General features: G+C 68.5%; 22 protein-coding genes. 15 read left to right on the forward strand and 7 right to left on the reverse strand.

Features of this window, described 5'->3' with window-relative positions; genetic code table 11:
- The first annotated feature begins 38 nt into the window (after nucleotides 1-38).
- Genes pabB through msrA form a run of 3 tightly spaced genes read left to right on the forward strand, consistent with a single transcriptional unit; the run spans nucleotide 39 to nucleotide 3,719 of the window.
- Complete coding sequence (gene pabB / locus ABLE38_RS09305; RefSeq protein WP_348973872.1) at nucleotides 39-1,775, forward strand: aminodeoxychorismate synthase component I; 1,737 nt, start codon at nucleotides 39-41, stop codon at nucleotides 1,773-1,775.
- A gap of 49 nt (nucleotides 1,776-1,824) precedes the next feature.
- Complete coding sequence (locus ABLE38_RS09310) at nucleotides 1,825-3,024, forward strand: pyridoxal phosphate-dependent aminotransferase (RefSeq protein WP_348973873.1); 1,200 nt, start codon at nucleotides 1,825-1,827, stop codon at nucleotides 3,022-3,024.
- Between the two features lie 26 nt (nucleotides 3,025-3,050).
- A complete protein-coding gene (gene msrA / locus ABLE38_RS09315; protein WP_348973874.1) occupies nucleotides 3,051-3,719 on the forward strand; it encodes a peptide-methionine (S)-S-oxide reductase MsrA in 669 nt (222 codons plus the stop codon).
- Nucleotides 3,720-3,815: 96 nt separating this feature from the next.
- On the opposite strand, the gene ABLE38_RS09320 is transcribed toward msrA, so the two are convergent.
- Both ABLE38_RS09320 and mgtE read right to left on the reverse strand, forming a co-directional pair.
- Complete coding sequence (locus ABLE38_RS09320) at nucleotides 3,816-4,214, reverse strand: DUF1489 domain-containing protein (protein WP_348973875.1); 399 nt, start codon at nucleotides 4,212-4,214, stop codon at nucleotides 3,816-3,818.
- 36 nt (nucleotides 4,215-4,250) lie between these two features.
- Nucleotides 4,251-5,654, reverse strand: coding sequence for a magnesium transporter (mgtE, locus tag ABLE38_RS09325; RefSeq protein ID WP_348973876.1), 1,404 nt, complete (start codon nucleotides 5,652-5,654; stop codon nucleotides 4,251-4,253).
- Between the two features lie 111 nt (nucleotides 5,655-5,765).
- Between mgtE and ABLE38_RS09330 the strand changes: the two genes are divergently transcribed.
- Nucleotides 5,766-6,221 carry a peptidylprolyl isomerase gene (locus ABLE38_RS09330; protein WP_348973877.1) on the forward strand — a complete coding sequence of 152 codons (456 nt, stop codon included), beginning with the start codon at nucleotides 5,766-5,768 and terminating at the stop codon, nucleotides 6,219-6,221.
- 94 nt (nucleotides 6,222-6,315) lie between these two features.
- Here the strand turns inward: ABLE38_RS09330 and ABLE38_RS09335 are convergent, their stop codons facing one another.
- Entirely contained in the window at nucleotides 6,316-7,215 is a 900-nt protein-coding gene (locus ABLE38_RS09335) for a LysR substrate-binding domain-containing protein (protein ID WP_348973878.1), read from the reverse strand.
- 286 nt (nucleotides 7,216-7,501) lie between these two features.
- Here ABLE38_RS09335 and ABLE38_RS09340 point away from each other — a divergent pair, with 286 nt between their 5' ends.
- Entirely contained in the window at nucleotides 7,502-9,796 is a 2,295-nt protein-coding gene (locus ABLE38_RS09340) for a CDC48 family AAA ATPase (RefSeq protein ID WP_348973879.1), read from the forward strand.
- Between the two features lie 157 nt (nucleotides 9,797-9,953).
- Here ABLE38_RS09340 and ABLE38_RS09345 read toward each other — a convergent pair whose 3' ends face one another.
- Nucleotides 9,954-11,273: an MFS transporter gene (locus tag ABLE38_RS09345; protein WP_348973880.1), complete on the reverse strand. Its 1,320-nt coding sequence runs from the start codon at nucleotides 11,271-11,273 to the stop codon at nucleotides 9,954-9,956.
- Nucleotides 11,270-11,593, reverse strand: a complete 324-nt coding sequence (locus ABLE38_RS09350) for an antibiotic biosynthesis monooxygenase (RefSeq protein ID WP_348973881.1) — start codon at nucleotides 11,591-11,593, stop codon at nucleotides 11,270-11,272. The genes ABLE38_RS09345 and ABLE38_RS09350 overlap by 4 nt, the downstream gene beginning before the upstream one ends.
- Before the next feature lie 157 nt (nucleotides 11,594-11,750).
- On the opposite strand from ABLE38_RS09350, the gene ABLE38_RS09355 reads away from it, so the two are divergent.
- Nucleotides 11,751-12,500 carry a sulfite exporter TauE/SafE family protein gene (locus tag ABLE38_RS09355; RefSeq protein ID WP_348973882.1) on the forward strand — a complete coding sequence of 250 codons (750 nt, stop codon included), beginning with the start codon at nucleotides 11,751-11,753 and terminating at the stop codon, nucleotides 12,498-12,500.
- 140 nt (nucleotides 12,501-12,640) lie between these two features.
- On the opposite strand, the gene ABLE38_RS09360 is transcribed toward ABLE38_RS09355, so the two are convergent.
- Complete coding sequence (locus tag ABLE38_RS09360; protein ID WP_348973883.1) at nucleotides 12,641-13,576, reverse strand: ribose-phosphate pyrophosphokinase; 936 nt, start codon at nucleotides 13,574-13,576, stop codon at nucleotides 12,641-12,643.
- Between the two features lie 70 nt (nucleotides 13,577-13,646).
- On the opposite strand from ABLE38_RS09360, the gene ABLE38_RS09365 reads away from it, so the two are divergent.
- The 9 genes from ABLE38_RS09365 to ABLE38_RS09405 all read left to right on the forward strand — a co-directional run bounded on the left by ABLE38_RS09365 (nucleotide 13,647) and on the right by ABLE38_RS09405 (nucleotide 20,297).
- Nucleotides 13,647-14,189 carry a YcxB family protein gene (locus tag ABLE38_RS09365; RefSeq protein ID WP_348973884.1) on the forward strand — a complete coding sequence of 181 codons (543 nt, stop codon included), beginning with the start codon at nucleotides 13,647-13,649 and terminating at the stop codon, nucleotides 14,187-14,189.
- 40 nt (nucleotides 14,190-14,229) lie between these two features.
- The gene (gene gltX / locus ABLE38_RS09370) at nucleotides 14,230-15,555 is read left to right on the forward strand and encodes a glutamate--tRNA ligase (RefSeq protein ID WP_348973885.1); all 1,326 of its coding nucleotides are present in this window, start codon (nucleotides 14,230-14,232) and stop codon (nucleotides 15,553-15,555) included.
- 85 nt (nucleotides 15,556-15,640) lie between these two features.
- Nucleotides 15,641-16,312 (forward strand): TonB family protein, encoded by a 672-nt coding sequence (locus ABLE38_RS09375; protein ID WP_348973886.1) that lies wholly within the window; start codon nucleotides 15,641-15,643, stop codon nucleotides 16,310-16,312.
- Between the two features lie 63 nt (nucleotides 16,313-16,375).
- On the forward strand, nucleotides 16,376-16,723 hold the full coding sequence (locus ABLE38_RS09380) for a hypothetical protein (protein WP_348973887.1): 348 nt from the start codon (nucleotides 16,376-16,378) through the stop codon (nucleotides 16,721-16,723).
- A gap of 14 nt (nucleotides 16,724-16,737) precedes the next feature.
- Nucleotides 16,738-17,664, forward strand: coding sequence for a bifunctional diaminohydroxyphosphoribosylaminopyrimidine deaminase/5-amino-6-(5-phosphoribosylamino)uracil reductase RibD (gene ribD, locus ABLE38_RS09385; protein WP_348974476.1), 927 nt, complete (start codon nucleotides 16,738-16,740; stop codon nucleotides 17,662-17,664).
- Complete coding sequence (locus tag ABLE38_RS09390) at nucleotides 17,664-18,272, forward strand: riboflavin synthase (RefSeq protein ID WP_348973888.1); 609 nt, start codon at nucleotides 17,664-17,666, stop codon at nucleotides 18,270-18,272. Before ribD ends, ABLE38_RS09390 begins: the two co-directional genes overlap by 1 nt.
- Nucleotides 18,259-19,395 carry a 3,4-dihydroxy-2-butanone-4-phosphate synthase gene (gene ribB / locus ABLE38_RS09395; protein WP_348973889.1) on the forward strand — a complete coding sequence of 379 codons (1,137 nt, stop codon included), beginning with the start codon at nucleotides 18,259-18,261 and terminating at the stop codon, nucleotides 19,393-19,395. Before ABLE38_RS09390 ends, ribB begins: the two co-directional genes overlap by 14 nt.
- 1 nt (nucleotide 19,396) lies before the next feature.
- Nucleotides 19,397-19,816 (forward strand): 6,7-dimethyl-8-ribityllumazine synthase, encoded by a 420-nt coding sequence (ribH, locus tag ABLE38_RS09400; RefSeq protein WP_348973890.1) that lies wholly within the window; start codon nucleotides 19,397-19,399, stop codon nucleotides 19,814-19,816.
- A gap of 10 nt (nucleotides 19,817-19,826) precedes the next feature.
- Nucleotides 19,827-20,297 (forward strand): hypothetical protein, encoded by a 471-nt coding sequence (locus ABLE38_RS09405; RefSeq protein ID WP_348973891.1) that lies wholly within the window; start codon nucleotides 19,827-19,829, stop codon nucleotides 20,295-20,297.
- Here ABLE38_RS09405 and ABLE38_RS09410 read toward each other — a convergent pair.
- On the reverse strand, nucleotides 20,294-21,388 hold the full coding sequence (locus tag ABLE38_RS09410) for an alkene reductase (RefSeq protein WP_348973892.1): 1,095 nt from the start codon (nucleotides 21,386-21,388) through the stop codon (nucleotides 20,294-20,296). The genes ABLE38_RS09405 and ABLE38_RS09410 overlap by 4 nt on opposite strands.
- Nucleotides 21,389-21,424: the final 36 nt, after the last annotated feature.

Raw genomic sequence — 21,424 nt, forward strand, 5'->3', positions numbered from 1 at the left:
TTGCCGTGGCGCGCGCAGGGCTGCATGCGGGGCACGGCATGACCCTGCCCGACGCTCCCTTCGTGCTGCTCGACGATGCCCGCCCGGGCGGCGCCGGCGCGCGCCTCTATCACGAAGTGCGGGAAATCGTCCGTGCAGACTCGTCTGACGACGTCGCCGCCGCGCTGGCGAAGCTCGGCCAGGGCCACCGCGCCGGCTTGCTGCGCTATGAGGCCGCCGCGGGGTTCGAGCCGCGCGCGGCGACCAGACCGGGAACTGCGCCGTGCCTGTGGTTCGGCCGATTCGCCCAGCGCGAAGCGGTGGATGTCGCCGCGCTGCTCCCCGATCCGGCGGGCGCCTGGGCCGGTGCGCCGGTGCCGCGCATCACCCGCGCCGCCTATCAGCGCCAGTTCGCCCGCGTCGCCGACTATATCACCGCCGGCGACATCTATCAGGCCAACCTCACCTTCCGCGCCGAGGTGCCGTTCGCCGGCCATCCCGCGGCGCTCTATGCATTGCTCCGCGCCCGCGCCGGCGCCGGCCATGGCGCGCTGGTCTTCACCGGCGATGCCTGGATCCTCTCCTTCTCGCCCGAGCTGTTCTTCACGCTCGACGAGACCGGCTTCACCGTGAAGCCGATGAAGGGCACCGCGCGCCGCGGCGCCACCCCGGCCGAGGACGATGCGCTTGCCGCGCATCTCGCCGCCGATCCCAAGCAGCGTGCCGAGAACCTGATGATCGTCGATCTGATGCGCAACGATCTCACCCGCGTCGCCCGGCCCGGCACCGTCCGTGTGCCGTCGCTGTTCGAGGTCGAGCGCTACCCCACCGTCCACCAGATGGTCTCCACCGTCGTCGCCCAGCCGGCGGAGGGCATCACTGCGCGCGACGCGCTGGCCGCGCTCTTCCCCTGCGGCTCGGTCACCGGCGCGCCCAAGCTGCGCGCGATGGAAGTGATCGCCGAGGTCGAGGGCGATGCCCGCGGCGTCTATACCGGCGCGATCGGCGCGATCGATGCCGACGGCAGCGCCGCCTTCAACGTCGCTATCCGCACCTTGACCATAGAAGAGGGGGCGACACGCGCGACGCTGGGGCTAGGATCGGGTGTGGTTGCCGATTCGAACGCTGCGGAGGAATGGGACGAGTGCCTGGCCAAGGGCGCCTTCGTCACGTCCGGCGAGACGCCGTTCGACCTGATCGAGACGATGCGCTTCGATCCACTCGCCGGCCTGCCCCTGCTCGAACGCCATCTCACGCGGATGAAGACGAGCGCGCAGGTCTTCGGCTTCGAGTTCGATCGCCATTCGGCGCGCAACGAGCTGCAGGCGGCGACCTTCCGCCTGCGAGCGCCGGCGCGCGTGCGCCTGCTGCTCGCGCCCTCGGGGGCGATCGCGATCGGCATCGCGCCCCTGCCCGACGCGCCCGCCGGCCCGGTCGAGGTCGCAGTCCGGCCGAGCGAAGTCGCGCGAGACGACTTCCGCCTCGCCCACAAGACCAGCCGCCGCGGCTTCTACGACGCGGCGCGCCAGGCTTCGGGCGCCTGGGAAGTGGTGTTCACCGATGCGCAGGGCTTCCTCACCGAGGGCAGCTTCACCTCGATCTTCGTCGAGCGCGGCGGCATGCTGGTGACGCCGCCGCTGGCGCGCGGGCTCCTCCCGGGCGTGCTGCGCGCCGAGCTGATCGCGACCGGCCGCGCGGTGGAGGGCGACCTCACCCCCGCCGATCTCGCGGGCGGCTTTTACCTCGGCAATGCCCTTCGCGGACTGGTTTCAGCCGTAACGGTTGCGAAAGCCTAGAAGCGGGTCCTATAGGCCCGGCGTCTCCCCTCCGGAAAAGGCGCCATTCATGCAGACCTCGGCCGCGCTCAATCGTATCCAGCCCTCCGCCACGCTCGCGATGACGAGCCGGGTGTTCGAGCTGAAGCGCCAGGGGATCGACGTGATTGGCCTCGGCGCCGGCGAGCCCGATTTCGACACGCCCGACTTCGTCAAGGAAGCCGCGATCGAGGCGATCCGCGCGGGCAAGACCAAATATACCCAGGTCGACGGCACTCCGGAGCTCAAGCAGGCGATCATCGCCAAGTACGGCCGCGACAACGGCCTGGCCTATGCCGAGAACCAGATCAGCGTGAACTCGGGCGGCAAGCACACCTTGTTCAACGCCTTCTGCGCGACGATCGACGCGGGCGACGAAGTGATCATCCCGGCGCCCTATTGGGTGAGCTACCCGGACGTGGTCGAGTTCGCCGGCGGCAAGCCGGTCTTCATCTCGGCCGGCGCCGAGCAGGGCTACAAGATCAAGCCCGAGCAGCTCGAGGCCGCGATCACCGCGAAGACCAAGTGGGTCGTGCTCAACTCGCCGTCCAACCCGACCGGCGCCGCCTATTCGGCCGCCGAATTGAAGGCGCTGGGCGAAGTGCTCGAGCGCCATCCGCATGTGCTGATCTATGCCGACGACATGTACGAGCACATCCTCTACGACGGCTTCGAATTCGCCACGATCGCCCAGGTCTGCCCGTCGCTCTATGATCGCACGCTGACCGCCAACGGCGTGTCCAAGGCCTATGCGATGACCGGCTGGCGCATCGGCTATGCGGGCGGCCCGGCCTGGCTGATCAAGGCAATGGGCAAGCTCCAGTCGCAGTCGACGTCGAACCCGTCGAGCATCTCGCAGGCCGCGTCCGTGGCAGCCTTGAACGGCGACCAGGGCTTCCTCGCCGAGCGCGTCGCCGCCTTCCAGGGCCGCCGCGACCTCGTCGTGTCGATGCTCAACCAGATCAACGGCATGCACTGCCCGCGTCCGGAAGGCGCCTTCTACGTCTATCCCGAGTTCAGCCAGCTGATCGGCAAGACCACGCCCAAGGGCCAGAAGATCACCACCGACGAGGAGATGGTCACCTATCTGCTCGACGATGCGCGGGTCGCGGCGGTGCACGGCGCGGCGTTCGGCTTCTCGCCGGCGCTGCGGATCAGCTATGCGACGTCGGAGGCTTTGCTCACCGAGGCGTGCGGCCGCATCCAGGAAGCCTGCGCGGCCTTGCGCTAAGCCTCCGCGCATACGACATTGCGGCCATGCTCAAATGGTCGCTCCCCGCTGTCGCCCTCCTCGGAGCCGCGCTGTTCCTTGTCCCCGATGCGCTTTCGAGCGCGGGGATGGTCGAGCGCGCGGTGCCGGTGCCCGTCCCCACGCTCGATGTGAAACCGGGCAAGGGCGAGCAGGTCGCAGTGCTCGCCGGGGGCTGCTTCTGGGGCATGGAAGCGGTCTTCCAGTCGGTGAAGGGCGTGCATTCGGTGACGACGGGCTATGCCGGCGGCACGCCGCAGACCGCCACCTATGACCAGGTCTCGACCGAGCGGACCGCCCATGCCGAGGCGGTGCGCATCGCCTATGATCCGCGCAAGGTCAGCTACGGCACCCTGCTGCGCGTCTATTTCTCCGTCGCGCACGATCCGACCCAGCTCAATCGCCAATATCCCGATACCGGCTCCAGCTATCGCTCGGCGATCTTCCCGCAGGATGCGGAGCAGCGCAGCGTCGCCGCCGCCTATATCGCGCAGCTGACCAGGGCGAAGGCCTTCTCCAGGCCGATCGTCACCAAGCTGGAGACCGGCGGCTTCTATCCAGCCGAAGAGTACCACCAGGACTTCTTCTGGCGGCACCCGACGCATCCCTACATCGTGCGCTGGGACAAGCCCAAGGTCGCGGCGTTCCGGAACGCCTATCCGCAGCTGGTGAATTGACGGCCCAGCCGTCGCCCCGGCGAAAGCCGGGGTCTCGTGGGGCAGGCGGGCGCTAGCGGCCTGCGATCCGGGCCTTTGCTGGCATGACGGTTTCCGTCAGATCAGTCCCAGCCCCGCCAATTCCCCCATCAGCGCGGGCGGCAGTTCGTCCAGCCCCGCCCCGGCCTCGCCCAGGTCCTTGGGCGCGTCGGCATCTTCGAGATAGCGCCAGCCCTGGTGCGCGCGCTTGGGCCGGGCGGCGACCAGGATAAGCTTCGGCTCCATCAGGATCGCGGTGCGCCCGCCCTCGGCCTCGCCGAAGCCGACGATCGGCGTGCGGCCGATCAGCTGGTGCTTGAGGATCCAGAACAGCGAGCCCTGCCCGCCGATCTCCTCGTGCCGCTTGGGCAAATAGCGGGTGGTCAGCCCCCAGGGGTTCGCGCGCGATGCGAGGCGCTCGGCGAGATACTCAACGGAATCGCACCCGAAGGCGACTTTGGTCAGATGCAGTGGCACGCCCCTGATTTGGAGGCGCAGCCGCTCGCGATCAAGTCAGCTGCCGAGGCCCGCCAGCGTGGCGAGGCCGAGGAAGGAGAAGAATCCCATCACGTCGGTCATCATCGTGACGAACACCGCCGAGGAGACCGCGGGATCGACGCGCAGCCGGTCGAGCGTCAGCGGCACCAGCACGCCCGAAAGCCCGGCGATCAGGTTGTTGATGATCATCGCCAGCCCGATCACCAGCGCCAGCATCGGGATATGATAGATCAGCAGCGTGCCCAGCCCGATCGCGAGCCCCAGCGAGGCGCCGTTGGCCGCGGCGATGCGGAACTCGCGCACGATCATGCGCACCGTGTTGGTGTCGGTCAGCTGGTTGGTCGCGATCGCGCGCACCACCACCGCCAGCGTCTGGGTGCCGGCATTGCCTCCCATTCCCGATACGATCGGCATCAGCACCGCGAGCAGCGCGAACTTGGCGATCGTGCCTTCGAACAGCCCGACCACCGATGCCGCGATGATCGCGGTGAACAAATTGACGAACAGCCAGGTCAGCCGCGTCCGCACGGTGAGCAGCACCGGCTCGTTGATGTCGCCTTCGCCGGCGCCCGACAGGCGCAGGATGTCCTCGCCGGCCTCTTCGGAAATGATGTGGACCACGTCGTCGACCGTGATCACGCCGACCAGCCGCCCGCTGGGATCGACCACCGCGGCGGAGATCAGCGCGTATTTCTGGAAGCGCAGCGCCACTTCCTCCTGGTCCATGTCGACCGGGATCAGCGTCTGCTCGCGCTTCATCACGTCGCCCATCGACACGACGCGCGGGGTGCGCAGGATCCAGGACAGCGCGCAGGTGCCGACCGGCTTGTGCGCCGGATCGACGATGAAGATCTCCCAGAAGTCGGTCGCCAGGTCCTCGTTCTTGCGCAGATAGTCGAGCACGTCGCCGACGGTCCAATGCTCGGGCACCGCGATCAGCTCGCGCTGCATCAGGCGGCCGGCGGACTCCTCGGGATAGGACAGCGCCTCCTCGATCGCGGCGCGGTCGTCGGGGTCGAGCGCGCGGAGCACCTCGCGCTGGTCCTCGACGTCCATGTCCTCGATGATCGCGACGGCGTCGTCGGTATCGAGCTCGGAGGCGATGTTGGCGACCTGGTGCGGTTCGAGCGCGTCGACCAGCGCCTCGCGCACCCAGTCGTTCATCTCGGCGAGCACGTCGCCGTCGATCAGGTCGGCGATCGCATCGACCAGCGCCGGGCGCGCCTCGGCCGGCGTCAGCTCGACCAGATCGGCGATGTCGGCGGGGTGGAGCGGCTCGGCCAGCTCGTGCGCGCGGGCGGAGTCGCCGGCATGGACCGCGTCGAGCACGGCATCGACGAACTCCGGCCGCAGCCGGTCGTCCGCGTCGAGCTGGGACTCGGGAGCCGGGCTATCTGCTTGAAGTTCGGTCTCGCTCATCGTTCGACCTCCCTGTTTGGCCCCGCCCCGCCGCTGCCACCCTGCGCCGCGATTTGCAAGTCGCCCCGCACGCCATTACGTGCGGTGCAAATCGTTCTCAGGAGTAACAACGTGTCCGAACCGACCAAGCTCATCATGACCCTCGACACCGGCGACGTGACCATCCAGCTGCGCCCCGATCTCGCGCCCCAGCATGTCGAGCGGATCGCGACGCTGGCGGACGAGGGTTTCTATGACGGGGTGATCTTCCACCGCGTGATCGACGGCTTCATGGCCCAGGGCGGCGACCCCACCGGCACCGGCATGAGCGGCTCGCAGCTGCCCAACCTGCCCGCCGAGTTCAGCCGCGAGCCGCATGTCCGCGGCGTCTGCTCGATGGCGCGCACGATGGATCCGAACAGCGCCAACTCGCAGTTCTTCATCTGCCTCGACGACGCGACCTTCCTCGACGGCCAGTATACCGTGTGGGGCGTGGTGACCGAGGGCATGGACCATGTCGACGCGCTCCCCAAGGGCGAGCCGCCGCGCAACCCGGGCAAGATCGTCAAGGCGCGCACCGAGGCGTAAGGCCTTCTCGAGCCCCTTCCCTTCAGGGGAGGGGTTGGGGTGGGGCTTGTCCGCGGGCGAAGCGCTCGGCGAGACGCCCCCACCCCGCAACTTCCTACGCCACCCGGTCGGCGCCGAGCACGTCGATCAGCCAGTCGTGGAACAGCTTGACCGGCCGCGTGGTCAGCGCGCGCGGGCGGCAGACGAACCAGTAGCTGTAGTCGCTCTCCACCGTCAGGTCGAAGAGCTGGACGAGCCGGTCGTCGCGCGCCGCCTCGAAATGCGATTCGAGCATGAACGCCACGCCCAGCCCCTGCGCCGCCGCCTCGAGCATCAGCGTGCCCGAATCGAAATGGTCGATCGCGGCGGGCTCGATCTCCATGTCCGAGAGACCCGCCGCCGCGCGCCACGCGGTGAAGGTGTCCGCCATGTCGCGGTGGACCAGCGCGGTCAGCTTCGAGAGCTGCTCGGGCCGGGTGATCGGATCCGGCCCCTCGAGCAGCGAGCGCGCGCCGATCACATAGACGCGGTTGCGGTCCAGCCGCTTCGAATAGAGCGTCGGGTCGATGTCGCGCGCCACCACGATCGCCGCGTCGAGGCCGTCGCCCAGCCGCGCCACGGCATGGCCGCCGGTATCGACGTCGAGATGCAGCTCGGGATGCTTGCGCTTGAGGTCGCCCATGTGCGGCATCAGCCGCTGCGTCGCGAACAGCGGCAGCAGGCCCAGACGCAGGCGGAGCAGCTCGGTCCCGCTGGTCATCGTCTCGACCGCGTCGGCCATGGTGTCGAGCGCCGGCGCGATCATGCCGAGCAGCCGGTCGCCATCGTCGTTGAGCTTGAGCGCCTGGTGGCGCCGCTCGAACAGCGGCTTGCCGATGAAGCGCTCGAGCGCCTGGACGCGGCGGCTGAGCGCGGGGGAGGACAGCGCCAGCTCCTCGGCGGCGGCCTTGATCGATCCCAGCCGGGCGACCTGCACGAACGCCTCGATGGCCGTCAGCGGGGGAAGTCGTCGCATATCGCTCTCTTTTTGTTGCGCTGCGTCATTATCCTTGGCGGGTGTTTCACGCCACGCCAATGCCCTTTTGGGTGTTAGGCATATATCACCCCAGTTATTCGCGATTGCAAGTTATGCACGCGTTAATGTTTCTTTTCGCACTTGCACAAAAACCGGCCGCACTGCACAAAGCACGTGCCTTTCAGGCATCCTCTCCTAAAACTTTCCCGGCCGGTCCTCGTGATCGGCCTTTTTTTTGTGCAACTCATCCCTAGCTTCTGCGTCTCACGCCTGGGGAGAACAGAAAATGGCGGACGAAGAAGCGCAGCCCACCCGGCTGCAGGTTGCCAATGCCCGGCCCGAGGATAGCGGCCGCGGCCTCGCGCATCTGCCGCGCTCGCTGATGGCGCGGCTCGGCCTCACCGAAGGCGATGTGATCGAGATCATCGGCAAGCGCACCACCCCGGCGCTCGCCGTGCTGCCCTATGCCGAGGACGAGGGCCTCGAGATCCTGCGGATCGACGGTCTCCAGCGCGCCAATGCCGGCGTCGGCTCGGGCGATTTCGTCGAGGTACGCAAGGGCGTCTCCAAACCCGCGACTCGCGTGGTCTTCGCGCCCGCCCAGCAGAACCTCCGCCTCCAGGGCAGCGGCGAGGCGTTGAAGCGCGTCTTCTTCCAGCGCCCGCTGGCGCAGGGCGACGTCGTCGCCACGGCCGGCCAGCAGCGCGCCGACATCCCGCCCCAGGTCGCCCAGTTCCTCCGCGCGCCCGCTTATGCGCTGCAGGAGATCCGCCTCACCGTCGTCGCGGCGAGCCCCAAGGGCATCGTCCATATCGACGAGAATACCGAGGTCGAGCTGCGCCCCGAATATGAGGAAGCCACGGGCGACGCGCGCCGCGCCGACGTCACCTATGACGATATCGGCGGCATGGCCGCCACGATCGACCAGCTGCGCGAGATGGTCGAGCTGCCCTTGCGCTATCCCGAGCTGTTCCAGCGCCTCGGCGTCGATCCGCCCAAGGGCGTGCTGCTCCATGGCCCGCCCGGCACCGGCAAGACGCGCCTCGCCCGCGCCGTCGCCAACGAATCGGACGCGCAGTTCTTCCTGATCAACGGGCCCGAGATCATGGGCTCGGCGTACGGCGAATCCGAAGGGCGGCTGCGCCAGATCTTCGAGGAAGCAGCCAGGGCGGCCCCGTCGATCGTCTTCATCGACGAGATCGATTCGATCGCGCCCAAGCGCGGCCAGGTCTCGGGCGAGGCGGAGAAGCGCCTCGTCGCGCAGCTGCTCACCCTGATGGACGGGCTCGAGGCGCGCGCCAACATCGTCGTCATCGCCGCCACCAACCGGCCCGATGCGATCGACGAGGCGCTCCGCCGCCCGGGCCGCTTCGACCGCGAGATCGTCGTCGGCGTGCCCGACGAGCGCGGCCGCCGCGAGATACTCGGTATCCACACGCGCGGCATGCCGCTCGGCGATCGCGTCGATCTCGGCGAGCTCGCGCGGACCACCTATGGCTTTGTCGGTGCCGACTTGTCCGCGCTCGCCCGCGAGGCGGCGATCGAGGCGGTGCGCCGGATCATGCCCAAGCTTGACCTGGAGAAGGGCACGATCCCGCCCGAGGTGCTCGATACGCTCGCCGTCACCCGCGAGGATTTCCTCGAGGCGCTGAAACGCGTCCAGCCTTCGGCGATGCGCGAAGTGATGGTCGAGGCGCCGCGCGTCCGCTGGGAGGATGTCGGCGGGCTCGACGATGCCCAGATGCGCTTAAAGGAAGGCGTCGAGCTGCCCTTGAAGGACCCCGACGCGTTCCGCCGCCTCGGCATCCGCCCGGCCAAGGGCTTCCTGCTCTATGGCCCGCCCGGCACCGGCAAGACCTTGCTCGCCAAGGCCGTCGCGCGCGAGGCGGAGGCGAACTTCATCGCCACCAAGTCGAGCGACCTGCTCAGCAAATGGTACGGTGAATCCGAGCAGCAGATCGCCCGGCTCTTCGCCCGCGCCCGCCAGGTCGCGCCCTGCGTGATCTTCATCGACGAGCTCGATTCGCTGGTCCCTGCCCGCGGCGGCGGCCTCGGCGAGCCCCAGGCGACCGAGCGCGTGGTCAACACGATCCTGTCCGAGATGGACGGGCTCGAAGAGCTGCAATCGGTGGTGGTGATCGGCGCGACCAATCGCCCCAACCTGATCGATCCGGCGCTGCTCCGCCCGGGCCGGTTCGACGAGCTGATCTATGTCGGCGTCCCCGATGCCGCCGGCCGCGAGCGGATCCTCAGGATCCAGACCGAGAAGATGCCGCTCGCCGGCGACGTCGATCTCAAGGCGATCGCGGGCAAGACCGAGCGCTATACCGGTGCCGACCTGGAAGACGTGGTCCGCCGCGCCGGCCTGGTCGCGCTGCGCCAGTCGCTCCAGACCAAGGAAGTGACCCAGGCGCATTTCGAAGAGGCGCTCGCCGATTCGCGCGCCACGGTCACGCCCGAGATGGAGGACGAGTATCTGGCGATGTCCGGCCGGCTCAAGCAGCAGGCCTCGGCGATCCAGCCGCTCGGCTTCATCGCCCCGGGCATGCTGCGCGGCCACGGGCCGAAGGGCGAGGGCTGATAAATCCTCCCCCGGAGGAGTGTTGGGTTGGATTGCCCCCGGCAATCCAAGCCCGTGCCGGGGGCACGGGCGACCCAACACTGGGGACCAGCCGCAGGCTGGTGGAGGGGGCCAGCCACAGGCGATATCGTCGGTGGCTTTCCCTCTCCACCACCGCCTAACGGCGGCGGTCCCCCTCTCCCTCCGGGAGAGGACTTGAAGGACCCCGCGTCGCCACCCAGGCGTAGACCAGCAGGCAGCCCAGCCACCCCGCCGCGGTGAGATACGGCAGCGGCCGCCACAGCTCGTACAGCCCGACCCCCAGCGACGGCCCGAGCACGAACGCCGCGCCGTTCACCGAGGTGACCTTGCCCGCCACCGATCCCTGTGCCTCCGGCCCGACGCCGAGCGAGGCGCCGGCGGTGAAGCCGGGCCGCGCCAGCCCCATGCCGAGCGCCGTCACCGCATAGCCGAGCGCGATGCCGTAGAGCGACGTCGCCGTCCCCACCGCGACGCAGCCCAGCGCCCCCAGCGCCGCGCCGGCCAGGATCAGCGCGCGCGGCTTCAGGTCGAGCATCGGGATCAGCCCCCATTGCGCGAGCAGCGACGATCCCGCGCCGATCATCAGCACCAGCCCGGTCGGGTGGATCGCATCGATCGGCGCCACGTGCATCCGGTCGATGATCAGGAAGCCGATCGCCTGGCCGGTCATCGCCTGGGCATGGCCGACGATCAGCCCGGCGATGATCCAGGCGCGGATGCGTGGGTCGAAATAGCGGACATTCTCGCTGGTCTCGGCGGTCGCGGCGGTCACCGTCGCGCCGGTGCCCTGCCCGCCGATCGAGGGATAGGAGGCCGCGGCGCCATGCGCATTGCCCTCGTCCTTGGAAAGCCCGCGCGCTGCGGCGATCCAGATCACCACCCCTACCGCGCTCGCGGCAAAGGCGGGGCCCGCCAGCCCGATCATCGGCCCGCCCGGCCACAGCCGCCCCATCACCAGCAGCGGCGCGATCGCCGGGCCCAGGATCGTGCCGAGCCCGAAGGCGGAGGCGAGCAGCGTCAGCGCGCCGGTGCGTTCCTCGCGGCTCGTGCGTCCGGCGACGATCGCCTGCACCGCCGGCGGCGCCGCCGCGCCGAACGCGCCATAGAGCATCCGCCCCAGGATGAAGGCGATGAAGGTCGCCGCCGGCCCGAGCAGCCCGTTGATCCCCATCGCCAGGCATAGGCCGCACAGCCCCAGCGACACGGTGAAGCCGGCCACCCCGACCAATACCATCGCGCGCCGCCCGTGCCGGTCCGACCGGTTGGCCCAGAAGGGCGCGGCGATCACCCAGAGCAGCGCCGAGACCGAGAACACCGCGGCGACCGCGCTGTCGGGCGCGTGGAGCGAGCGGCCGAGCGCGGGCAGCACCGATTGCAGCGCGGTATTGCCCGCCGCGATGACGAGCATGACGGTGAAGAGCAGGCCGAAGGTCCGGTCGAAATGCCGAAACCTCATTTGCGCTCCCAGCTGTAGCTGCGCCCGATTGCGGCGACATGGAGCATGTACCATTTGTACCAGCGCCCGCGGCCCTTCTCGCGCGTCGCCGCGTGTTCCGGATGCTTGCGCCAGGCGACCGCGCTCGCCTCGTCGGCCCAATAGCTCAGCGTGATCGCCTGGCCGCTCGCGTCGCCGACATGATCGACGCCGCGATAGCCCGGCTGCTGCGCCGCCAGCGCGTCCATCGCCGCTGCGGCGGCGGCATAGCCCTCGGCGTCCTCGCCGGTGCGCTCGGAGATGAACAGGACGGCGGTTTGCCCGGTGCGATCCTCTGCCATGGGTCGCCGACTTAAGCCCCTCTCCCTATTTCGTCACCCCCGCGAAAGCGGGGCCCATCTCCTGGACCCTCCACGATCGCAACGGTGGTATTTGCTCCGCGCGCACGAGATGGGTCCCCGCTTTCGCGGGGATGACGGTTGAGGCATGGGGCTGGGTATGATCACCGATTGGCATTTCTACGCGCTCGCCGTCCCCGCGGTGATCCTGCTCGGCCTGAGCAAGGGCGGGTTCGCCGGCATGGGCGCGCTCTCGCTCCCGCTGCTCGCCTTCGCGATCGATCCCGTCCGCGCCGCCGCGATCACGCTGCCGATCCTGATCGCGCAGGATGTTGTCGGCGTATGGGCCTTCCGCCGCACCGTCGACTGGCGGTTGCTCGGCTGGATGCTGCCCGGCTCGATGCTCGGCATTGCGCTCGGCTACTGGTTCGCGGCGAGCGTCTCTTCCGCCGCGGTGATGGCGATGGTCGGCGCGATCTCGATCGTCTTCGGGGCCTATCGCCTGTGGGCCGCCCGCCACGCGACACCGAGCGATACTGCGCGCTGGCCCGACTGGATCGGCTCGATCTTCGGCGTGGCCTCGGGCTTCACCAGCCAGATCGCCCATGCCGGCCAGCCGCCCTTCCAGCTCTGGGTGCTGCCCCGCAATTTGCCCCGCGACCTGCTCGTCGGCACCACCGCGCTCTTCTTCGCCGCGACCAACTGGATCAAGGTCCCCGCTTATTGGGCGCTCGGCCAGTTCACCGCAGCTAACGTCATGACGTCGGCCGCGCTGCTGCCGCTGGCGCTGGTTTCCACCGTCGCGGGCGTCTGGCTGGTGCGCAGGGTCGACGCGGCGCGCTTCTACACTGCGATCTATGTGCTGATGATGCTGGTCGGCACCGCCCTCGTCGCCGAGGCCGTATTTTAGGCTTTCAATGTAGGATTTTGCATGGTCTGGTCGTCGTCATGACCAGCGCCGTGCCCTTCGCCCGTTCCACGCGGCGGCCGGGCGAAAGCGGCAAAGTGAAAGAATGTTGGTCGACTCCCTTCACTTTGCCGTCAACCAAATCAGTCGAACAGCGAGGAAACCGAGCTCTCGTCCGCGATGCGCTTGATCGCCTCCGCCAGCAACGGCGCGATCGTCAGATGGCGGATCTTGCTGCTCTCGGCGATCACCGCGTGGTTGCCGATCGAGTCGGTGATCACCAGCTCGGCCAGCGCCGACCCGTCGACCCGGGCGACCGCGCCGCCCGAGAGCACGCCGTGGGTGCAATATGCGACCACATCCTCGGCGCCCGACGCCTTGAGCGCGGCGGCGGCGTTGCAGAGCGTGCCTGCCGAATCGACGATGTCGTCGATCAGGATGCAGAAGCGCCCTTCGACATTGCCGATGATGTTCATCACCTCGGATTCGCCCGGCCGCTCGCGGCGCTTGTCGACGATGGCGAGCGGGGCGTTGTCGAGCCGCTTGGCCAGCGCGCGGGCGCGGACCACACCGCCGACGTCGGGCGAGACGACCATCCACTGCTTGCCCGGGAAGCGGCTATGGATGTCGGCGCTCATCACCGGAGCGGCGAAAAGATTGTCGGTCGGGATGTCGAAGAAGCCCTGGATCTGCCCCGCGTGCAGGTCGACCGAGAGCACGCGGTCGGCGCCGGCGGTGGTCACCAGATTGGCGACCAGCTTGGCCGAGATCGGGGTGCGGGGGCCGGGCTTCCGGTCCTGGCGGGCATAGCCGAAATAGGGGAGCACCGCAGTGATGCGCTTGGCCGATGCGCGCTTCAGCGCATCGATCATGATCAGCATCTCCATGAGGTTGTCGTTCGCCGGATAGCTGGTCGACTGCATCACGAAGACGTCCTCGCCGCGGACGTTCTCGAGGATCTCGACGAAGATCTCCTCGTCGGCGAAGCGGCGGACATTGGCCTGGGTGAGCGGAATCTCGAGATACTCGGCGATCGCCTTGGCGAGCGGCGCGTTCGAATTGCCGGCCAACAGTTTCATGTGCGCCACTCCCCAGGTTTGCTACGCTGGGCGCGCATTAGAGGGCAAAGGGCGGGGTTGAAAAGAGCGGATGGCGATTGTCCACGACGAACCTGCGACAAGTGTGACTTATGTGCTCGGCGAAGAACCCCAGATCGCCGCCGCGAAGGCGCATCTTTGGCGCTATATGCGCTCGCGGCGCGGGCTGACGCGGATGGCGATTGGCATTCCGATCATGCTCGTGCTGGGGGCAGTCCTTGGCTTGGCGCTCGGCGAGGATCCGCTGTGGTGGATGCTGATATTCGCCGTCGAGATCGTGCTGCTGGTTCCACTGATCTATCTCCTGCTCTTCCCTGCGGCGCCGCGCCGAATCCGCCGCCTGGTGTCGCAGAGCCCGATCTGGAAACAGCCTGTCACGGTAACCTGGTCGGCGGCCGGGCTGTCGTCGGACGCTGCCGTCGGTACCACCGCATTGGCCTGGGCCGATTATCACGCCTGGCACAAAGCGCCCGCCGGCTTCCTGCTCTATTTCAACGACCTGCAATATCAGGTCATCCCGGCATCGGCGTTGGCACCGGGGCAGATGGATGGGCTGCGTGCTATTCTCGAGCGCTCGGGGCTGCGCCGTTTCTGAGCCGTTTGCGTGCATCGGCGGCGCCCGGTAGAGCGCCGCGATGACCGTCACCACCCGTTTCGCGCCCAGCCCCACCGGCAATCTGCACGTCGGCAATATCCGCACCGCGCTCCACAACTGGATGTTCGCGAGAGCGAATGGCGGCCGCTTCCTGCTGCGGATCGACGATACCGATGGCGCGCGCTCGGAGGAGCATTTCGTCGCGGCGATCCGCGCCGATCTCGCCTGGCTGGGGCTGAACCCCGACGGCGAAGAGCGCCAGTCGGCCCGTTTCGGCCTGTACGAGGCGCGCTTCGAGGAATTGAAGGCCGCCGGCCGCGTCTATCCGGCCTATGAGACTGCGCAGGAGCTCGAGCTCAAGCGCAAGGTCCTGCTCGGCCGCGGCCTGCCCCCCGTCTATGACCGCGCCGCGCTCGCCCTTACCGGCGAGGACCGGGCCAGGCTCGAGGCCGAGGGCGTGCGCCCGCACTGGCGCTTCAAGCTCGATCATGACGCCATGATCGAATGGGACGACATGGTCCGCGGCCCCCAGCGCTTTGATCCCAGGACGATGAGCGACCCGGTGGTCCGCCGCGCCGACGGCTCCTGGCTCTATCTCCTCCCCTCGGTGATCGACGATATCGACATGGGCATCAGCCATGTCGTGCGCGGCGAGGACCATGTCTCGAACACCGCGACCCAGCTCCAGATGTTCGCGGCGCTCGGGGCCGCTGCCCCGCGTTTCGCCCATGAGGCGCTGCTCACCGGCAATGAGGGCAAGCTCTCCAAGCGGCTCGGCTCGCTCGGCATCGATCATTTCCGCGAGCTCGGCATCGAGCCCGAGGCGCTGATTGCCCTGCTCGCCCGGCTCGGCACCAGCGATCCGGTCGAGCCCTATGTCGATCCGGCGCCGCTGGTCGCCGGCTTCGACTTCGCCCGTTTCGGCCGCGCACCCGCCCGTTTCGACGAGGAGGAGCTCGCCCAGCTCAACGCCCGCATCGTCCACCAGCTCGGCTTCGACGCGGTGCGTGAGCGGCTCCCCGCCGGCATGACCGAGGCGGGCTGGGAAGCGATCCGCCCCAATCTCTCGACGGTCGCCGAGGCGGCGGACTGGTGGCAGGTCGTCGAGGGCCCGGTGACCGCCGAGATTGCCGAGGAGGATCGCGCCTTCCTCGCCCAGGCCGCCGGGATCGCCGTGACGCTCGACTGGGCAAACCCCTGGCCCGCCCTCACCGGCGCGCTCAAGGAAGCCACCGGCCGCAAGGGCCGCGCGCTCTTCCTGCCGCTGCGACTCGCGCTCACCGGCCGCGAGCATGGGCCGGACATGGCGGCGCTGCTGCCGCTGATCGGCAAGGAAAATGCCCTGGATCGTCTCCGCAGCGGATGATTCGGGAACTATTTACCTGAGTTGTGTAATGTTGTATCATCACTGAAGCCGGCCTCAGACCGGCGTGGAGATGGAGTGCAACGCCATGTATGCCGATACTCGCTACCAGCCCCGCAAACCGCGTGCCGCCAGCATCGGGGCCTCGCTGCTGTTCAGCGGCGCGATCATCACCGGGATGATCTATTCCTCGCCCAATTTCGTGAAAACCTTCATCGACAAGCCGATCGAGACCTATCCGGTCATCGAGAAGATGCCGCCCCCGCCGGAGCCGACCGAGAAGCCCGAGATCAAGGCCAAGACGCCCACCCAGCCGCCGATCACCGCGCCCGATCCGATCCTAAAGACCGATAGCGACGTCGTGATGAAGACCACGCCGGACATCCCGCCGGTGCTGCCCGACATTGCCAAGCCGCCGGTCGATACCGGGCCCCTGGTCAAGGCCGAGCCGCGCGTCGAGCCCGCGCCTGCCTTCTTCGTCGCCCGGCGCGATCCGCGCTACGCCGATGCCTTCCAGCCCGAATATCCCGCGATCGAGCTGCGCGGCCAGCGCGACGGCAAGGTTTCGGTCAAGGTGCTGGTCGGCGCCGATGGCCGGGTCAAGGCGGTCGAGCAGGTCAGCGCCACCAGCCCTGCCTTCTTCGACGCGACCAGGCGTCAGGCGCTGTCGAAATGGCGGTTCAAGCCGGCGACCCGTGGCGGCGTCGCCGAGGAAAGCTGGCTGACGCTCAGCGTCACCTTCCGGATCCAGGACCAGTAACAGGGACTGGCGGTGCGCGGGGGCTGGCTCTCGGGCCCCCGCGCCCCTATCTTCGGCAGCGAGATGCAGTACCTCCAGAAATACAATCCCCTGCGCGCGTTCGGCGACCTGCGCCGCTGGCTTGCCACCCGCAAGCCCTATGAGCTGTGGTTCATGATGCTCGCGATGCTGATCACGCTGGTGATCCTGTGGATGTTCGTGAAGGATTCCAATGTCGCGACGCCCTACAAGCGCGACATCATCTATGTGCAGCAATGGCGCCTCGATCGCAGCGATGCGGACATCAAGGCGCAGCAGGCCAAGGACCTGCCCGAGGAGCTGAAGCGCAAGGCCGCGTTCGAGGCGGCGCAGAAGAAGCGCCAGGCCGAATTCAAGAAATATGACGATTGGCTGACCAAGCACGGCTTCTGAGCGACGCGCGCTGCATGGGTGCCGCGCTCGCTCTGGCGGAGCGCGGCCGCGGGCGGACTGCGCCCAATCCCAATGTCGGCTGCGTGATCGTCCGCGACGGCGTCGTGGCCGGCCGCGGCTGGACCCAGCCCGGCGGACGCCCGCATGCCGAGGCGATGGCGCTCGCTGCAGCCGGCGAAAAGTCGCGCGGCGCAACTGCGTACGTCACGCTCGAGCCCTGCGCCCATGAATCGGCGCGCGGCCCGGCCTGCGCGAACCTGCTGGTCGCGGCCGGCGTCGCCCGCGTGGTGATCGCGCTCGGCGATCCCGATCCGCGAACCAACGGTGCAGGAGCCGCGCGCCTGCGCGCCGCCGGGATCGAAGTCATCGAAGGCGTCCGTGCCGCCGAGGCGCGCCGAGCGATGGCCGGCTTCCTGACGCGGCTCGAAAAGCATCGCCCCTTCGTCACGCTCAAGCTCGCCACCTCGCTCGACGGCCGCATCGCGCTCGCCTCGGGCGAGAGCCAATGGATCACCGGCGCCCAAGCCCGCGCCCACACCCATCTCGAGCGCGCGCGGCATGACGCCATCCTGGTCGGCCGCCGCACGATGGCGGTGGACCAGCCGCGCCTCGACGTACGCTTGCCCGGCCTCGAGGACCGCTCGCCGCGCCGGCTGATGCTGTCGTCGACCGGCGATCTCAGGCGCCCCGAAGACATCGCCACCCTCGAAGGCGTCGATCATCTCTTTGTCGAAGGTGGCGCCGAAACCGCCGCGTCGTTCCTACGCGCCGACCTGGTCGACCGGCTGCTGTTCTACCGCGCGCCGATCCTGATCGGCGACGGCAAGCCCGCGCTCGGCGACATCGGGCTTACCCGGCTGGGGGATGCGCAGGGCCGCTGGCGGCTGCAGGATAGCCGCATGCTTGGCAGTGACAGGATGGAGGTCTACGAGCGCGCCTGATGTTTACAGGAATCGTCACCGATATCGGCACGGTCGATGCCGCGGAGAAGCAGGGTGACCTGCATGTCCGCGTCTCCACCGCCTATGAAACCGCCGGCATAGACCTGGGCGCCTCGATCTCCTGCTCGGGCGTGTGCCTGACGGTGGTCGACAAGGCGTCAGGCTGGGTCGCGTTTGACGTCTCGGGCGAGACGATCAGCCGCACCGCGCCCGGCATGTGGATCTCGGGTCGCAAGCTCAACCTCGAGCGTGCGCTGCGCCTCGGCGACGAACTGGGCGGGCATATTGTCACCGGCCATGTCGACGGCATCGGCACGGTGAAGTCGATCGAGGAGATCGGCGGCTCACACCATGTCGTGATCGAAGCGGACAAGGCGCTCGCGCCCTACGTGGCGCCCAAGGGCTCGATCACCGTCGACGGCGTCTCGCTCACCGTCAACGCAGTGCGCGATACCGATGCCGGCGTCGAATTCGACCTCAACATCATTCCCCACACCGCTTCCGTCACTACATTCGGAGCACTTCAACCCGGACAGGCCGTCAATCTCGAGATCGACGTGCTCGCCCGCTATCTGCAGCGCATGGAGGCGCTCCGTGGCAAAGCCTGAACTCGCCCGCCTCAAGCACGCCTTCCTCTCCTCGCCCGAGGAGCTGATCGACGAGGCCCGCAACGGCCGCATGGTCATCCTGGTCGATGACGAGGATCGCGAGAACGAAGGCGATCTCGTCATTCCCGCCCAGATGGCGACGCCCGACGCCGTCAACTTCATGGCGCGCTTCGGGCGCGGGCTGATCTGCCTGGCGCTCACCGCCGAGCGCGGGCGCCAGCTGCAACTCGAGCCGATGGCGCGCGTCAACGGCACCCCGCTCGGCACGGCGTTCACGGTGTCGATCGAGGCGAAGGAAGGCATTTCGACTGGCATTTCCGCCGCCGACCGCGCGCGCACGGTTGCTGTCGCGATCGATGCGGCCAATGGCCCCGATGCGATCACCTCGCCCGGCCATGTCTTCCCGCTGATCGCGCGCGACGGCGGCGTCCTCGTCCGCACCGGCCATACCGAGGCCGCGGTCGATCTGGCGCGCCTCGCCGGGCTCAATCCCTCGGGCGTGATCTGCGAGATCATGAAGGACGACGGGACGATGGCGCGTCTCGACGATCTCATCGCTTTCGCGCAGTTCCACAATCTCAAGCTCGGCACGATCCGCGACCTGATCGCCTATCGCCGCCGTCACGACCATCTCGTCGAAAAGCGCGCCGAGACGCGTTTCGAGAGCGAATGGGGCGGCGAGTGGACTGCGATGACCTTCTGGAACAAGGCCACCGAGACCGAGCAGGTCGCGCTGGTCAAGGGCAGGATCGACTCGGCCAAGCCGACCCTGGTGCGCATGCACGCACTCTCGCCCTTTTCCGACATGTTCGGCGAAGGCGGCGCGCGCGGCGGGCTGCTGCGCCGCTCGATGGAGCTGATCGCCGAGGAAGGCGCCGGCGTCGTCGTGGTGATCAACAAGCCGCGCCCGGACCAGTTCACCGTCGCGCTCCAGGCCCGTGCCGGCACGCTCGAGCCCAAGGACATGGACGAGCTGCGCGACTATGGCGTCGGCGCGACCATCCTTACCGAACTCGGCGTGCAGGACATGATCCTGCTCACCAACACGCATCACACGCTCGTGGGGCTCGATGGCTATGGCCTGTCGATCGTCGGCGAGCGTCCCATCGACACCGGAGAATGACTTGGCACGTGTATTGATCGTCGAGGCGCGGTTCTACGCGCATCTGAATGACCTGCTGCTTGCAGGCGCGCGCGCCGCGATCGAGGAAGCCGGGCACAGCCATGAGACGATCACCGTCCCCGGCGCGCTCGAGATTCCCGGCGCCGTGGCGATGGCCGCCGAGACCGGCCGCTACGACGCGTTCGTCGCATTGGGCGTGGTGATCCGCGGCGAGACCTATCATTTCGAAGTGGTCTCGAACGAGAGCGCCCGCGGGCTGATGGCGCTGGCGATGGATTCGCTGCCGATCGGCAACGGCATCCTCACCGTCGAGAACGAGGCGCAGGCGCTGACCCGCGCCAGGCCCGACGAGAAGGACAAGGGCGGCGAGGCTGCCAAGGCCGCGCTGGCGATGCTCGCGCTCAAGAGCAAGTTCGGCTGAGCCGATGGACATGCCCCCGTCTCGCTATCGCGTAGTCGAGCAGGGGCGCCGGCTGGTCGTGGTCGACAGCTGGTCGGGCGAGCCCGTCCAGCGCGTCGCCGCGCCGCCGCCGGAAATGCCGGGCGAACAGCGCCGCAAGATGGAAGCGCCGCCCGCCCCGCCGCCGCGTCCGAGTCCGCGCCCGCAGCCGGGTCCGGCGCCCGCGCCCGCTGGCTATCCGGGCGACGAGGGCGTCAGCTTCGTCACGGCGCGCTGGTACGACAATGAAGGTCCGCGCCGCATCCGGCTCAATCAGGACGGGCAGGGCCAGCTCGCGGCGGTGCTGCTCGTGATCCTGGCAGCGCTGGTTGTCCTGGTGCTGGTGATCGGCTGGCCGATCGCCCTACCGCTGGCCTTTGTCCTGTTCAACACCAAGGTGCGCGACGGCCTCCGCACTGCCGTCACCACCGGTCTCACCGCCGTCGATACCGGCAAGGGCTAGGCTGCCGCGGGGTAGTCCGAATAGCCCTCGGCACCGCCGATATAGAAGAATTCCTCGCGCTGTTCGTTGAGCGGCAGCCCCTCTCGCAGCCGCCGCGGCAGGTCCGGATTGGCGAGGAAGGTGCGGCCATAGGCGATCGCATCGGCCTCGCCTGCGTCGAGCGCTGCCTGGGCATCGTCGAGATGATAGTCCGAATTGAGGATCAGCGGCCCCTTGAAGACCTTGCGCATCCCCGGGTGCACGGGGGGATGATCGGGCTTGCCGCGCGTGCCGGTCGCGCGTGGCTCGCGCATCTCGAGAAAGGCGATGCCGATCGCGTCGAGCGCGGCGGCGGCTGCCTCGAACAGCGGCGCCGGATTGCTGTCGTTGACGCCCTGCACTTCGCCATTGGGCGAAAGGCGCACGCCGGTGCGGTCGCCGCCGACCGTGTCGGCCACGCGCTGCGTCACTTCCCTGAGCAGCCGGATGCGGTTGGGGATCGAGCCGCCATAGTCGTCGTCGCGGAAGTTGCTGTTGTCGCGCAGGAAGGTGTCGATCAGATAGCCGTTGGCGGCATGGACCTGCACGCCGTCGAACCCGGCGCGGATCGCGTTCTGCGCAGCGCGGGCATAATCGTCGAGCAGGCCGGGGATCTCGTCGACGCGCAGCGGCCGTGCCTGGGCATAGGGGCGCTTGATCTCGCCGCTCTCCTCGGCCGGATAGGTGCGCACCGTGCCCGGCGCGGTGTTCGCCGACGCCGCGACCGGCGCCTCGCCGCCAATGAAGTCCGGATGGACCAGCCGGCCCATGTGCCAGAGCTGCGCGGCGATCCGCCCGCCCGCCTTATGCACCGCCTCGACCACCGGCTTCCAGCCTTCCACCTGCTCGTCGGTCCACAGCCCCGGCGCATAGGCCCAGCCCAGGCCCTGCTGGCTGATGCCGGTCGCCTCGGTGATGATCAGCCCGGCGCTTGCCCGTTGCGCATAATAGTCCGCCATCACCGGCGTCGGCACATGGCTGCGGGTCGCGCGCCCGCGGGTGAGCGGCGCCATCAGGATGCGGTTCGGCGCGTGGATCGCGCCCAGCTGGATCGGATCGAACAGGCTCGGCATTGTCGGCAAATTCCCTGATGACTGTGACGCGGGCGA

Source organism: Sphingomonas sp. KR3-1, assembly GCF_040049295.1.
Lineage (GTDB): Bacteria > Pseudomonadota > Alphaproteobacteria > Sphingomonadales > Sphingomonadaceae > Sphingomonas.

Bases quoted from the DNA above. Each gene is read 5' to 3' on its own strand.
- ABLE38_RS09355 (WP_348973882.1), top strand. From the start codon at position 11,751: ATGATCACCGATTGGCATTTCTACGCGCTCGCCGTCCCCGCGGTGATC.
- ABLE38_RS09335 (WP_348973878.1), bottom strand. From the start codon at position 7,215: ATGCGACGACTTCCCCCGCTGACGGCCATCGAGGCGTTCGTGCAGGTC.
- ABLE38_RS09380 (WP_348973887.1), top strand. From the start codon at position 16,376: ATGCAGTACCTCCAGAAATACAATCCCCTGCGCGCGTTCGGCGACCTG.
- msrA (WP_348973874.1), top strand. From the start codon at position 3,051: ATGCTCAAATGGTCGCTCCCCGCTGTCGCCCTCCTCGGAGCCGCGCTG.
- ABLE38_RS09405 (WP_348973891.1), top strand. From the start codon at position 19,827: ATGCCCCCGTCTCGCTATCGCGTAGTCGAGCAGGGGCGCCGGCTGGTC.
- ribD (WP_348974476.1), top strand. From the start codon at position 16,738: ATGGGTGCCGCGCTCGCTCTGGCGGAGCGCGGCCGCGGGCGGACTGCG.
- ABLE38_RS09410 (WP_348973892.1), bottom strand. From the start codon at position 21,388: ATGCCGAGCCTGTTCGATCCGATCCAGCTGGGCGCGATCCACGCGCCG.
- mgtE (WP_348973876.1), bottom strand. From the start codon at position 5,654: ATGAGCGAGACCGAACTTCAAGCAGATAGCCCGGCTCCCGAGTCCCAG.
- ABLE38_RS09390 (WP_348973888.1), top strand. From the start codon at position 17,664: ATGTTTACAGGAATCGTCACCGATATCGGCACGGTCGATGCCGCGGAG.
- ABLE38_RS09365 (WP_348973884.1), top strand. From the start codon at position 13,647: ATGGCGATTGTCCACGACGAACCTGCGACAAGTGTGACTTATGTGCTC.
- ABLE38_RS09360 (WP_348973883.1), bottom strand. From the start codon at position 13,576: ATGAAACTGTTGGCCGGCAATTCGAACGCGCCGCTCGCCAAGGCGATC.
- pabB (WP_348973872.1), top strand. From the start codon at position 39: ATGACCCTGCCCGACGCTCCCTTCGTGCTGCTCGACGATGCCCGCCCG.
- gltX (WP_348973885.1), top strand. From the start codon at position 14,230: ATGACCGTCACCACCCGTTTCGCGCCCAGCCCCACCGGCAATCTGCAC.
- ABLE38_RS09310 (WP_348973873.1), top strand. From the start codon at position 1,825: ATGCAGACCTCGGCCGCGCTCAATCGTATCCAGCCCTCCGCCACGCTC.
- ABLE38_RS09375 (WP_348973886.1), top strand. From the start codon at position 15,641: ATGTATGCCGATACTCGCTACCAGCCCCGCAAACCGCGTGCCGCCAGC.
- ABLE38_RS09350 (WP_348973881.1), bottom strand. From the start codon at position 11,593: ATGGCAGAGGATCGCACCGGGCAAACCGCCGTCCTGTTCATCTCCGAG.
- ABLE38_RS09340 (WP_348973879.1), top strand. From the start codon at position 7,502: ATGGCGGACGAAGAAGCGCAGCCCACCCGGCTGCAGGTTGCCAATGCC.
- ABLE38_RS09345 (WP_348973880.1), bottom strand. From the start codon at position 11,273: ATGAGGTTTCGGCATTTCGACCGGACCTTCGGCCTGCTCTTCACCGTC.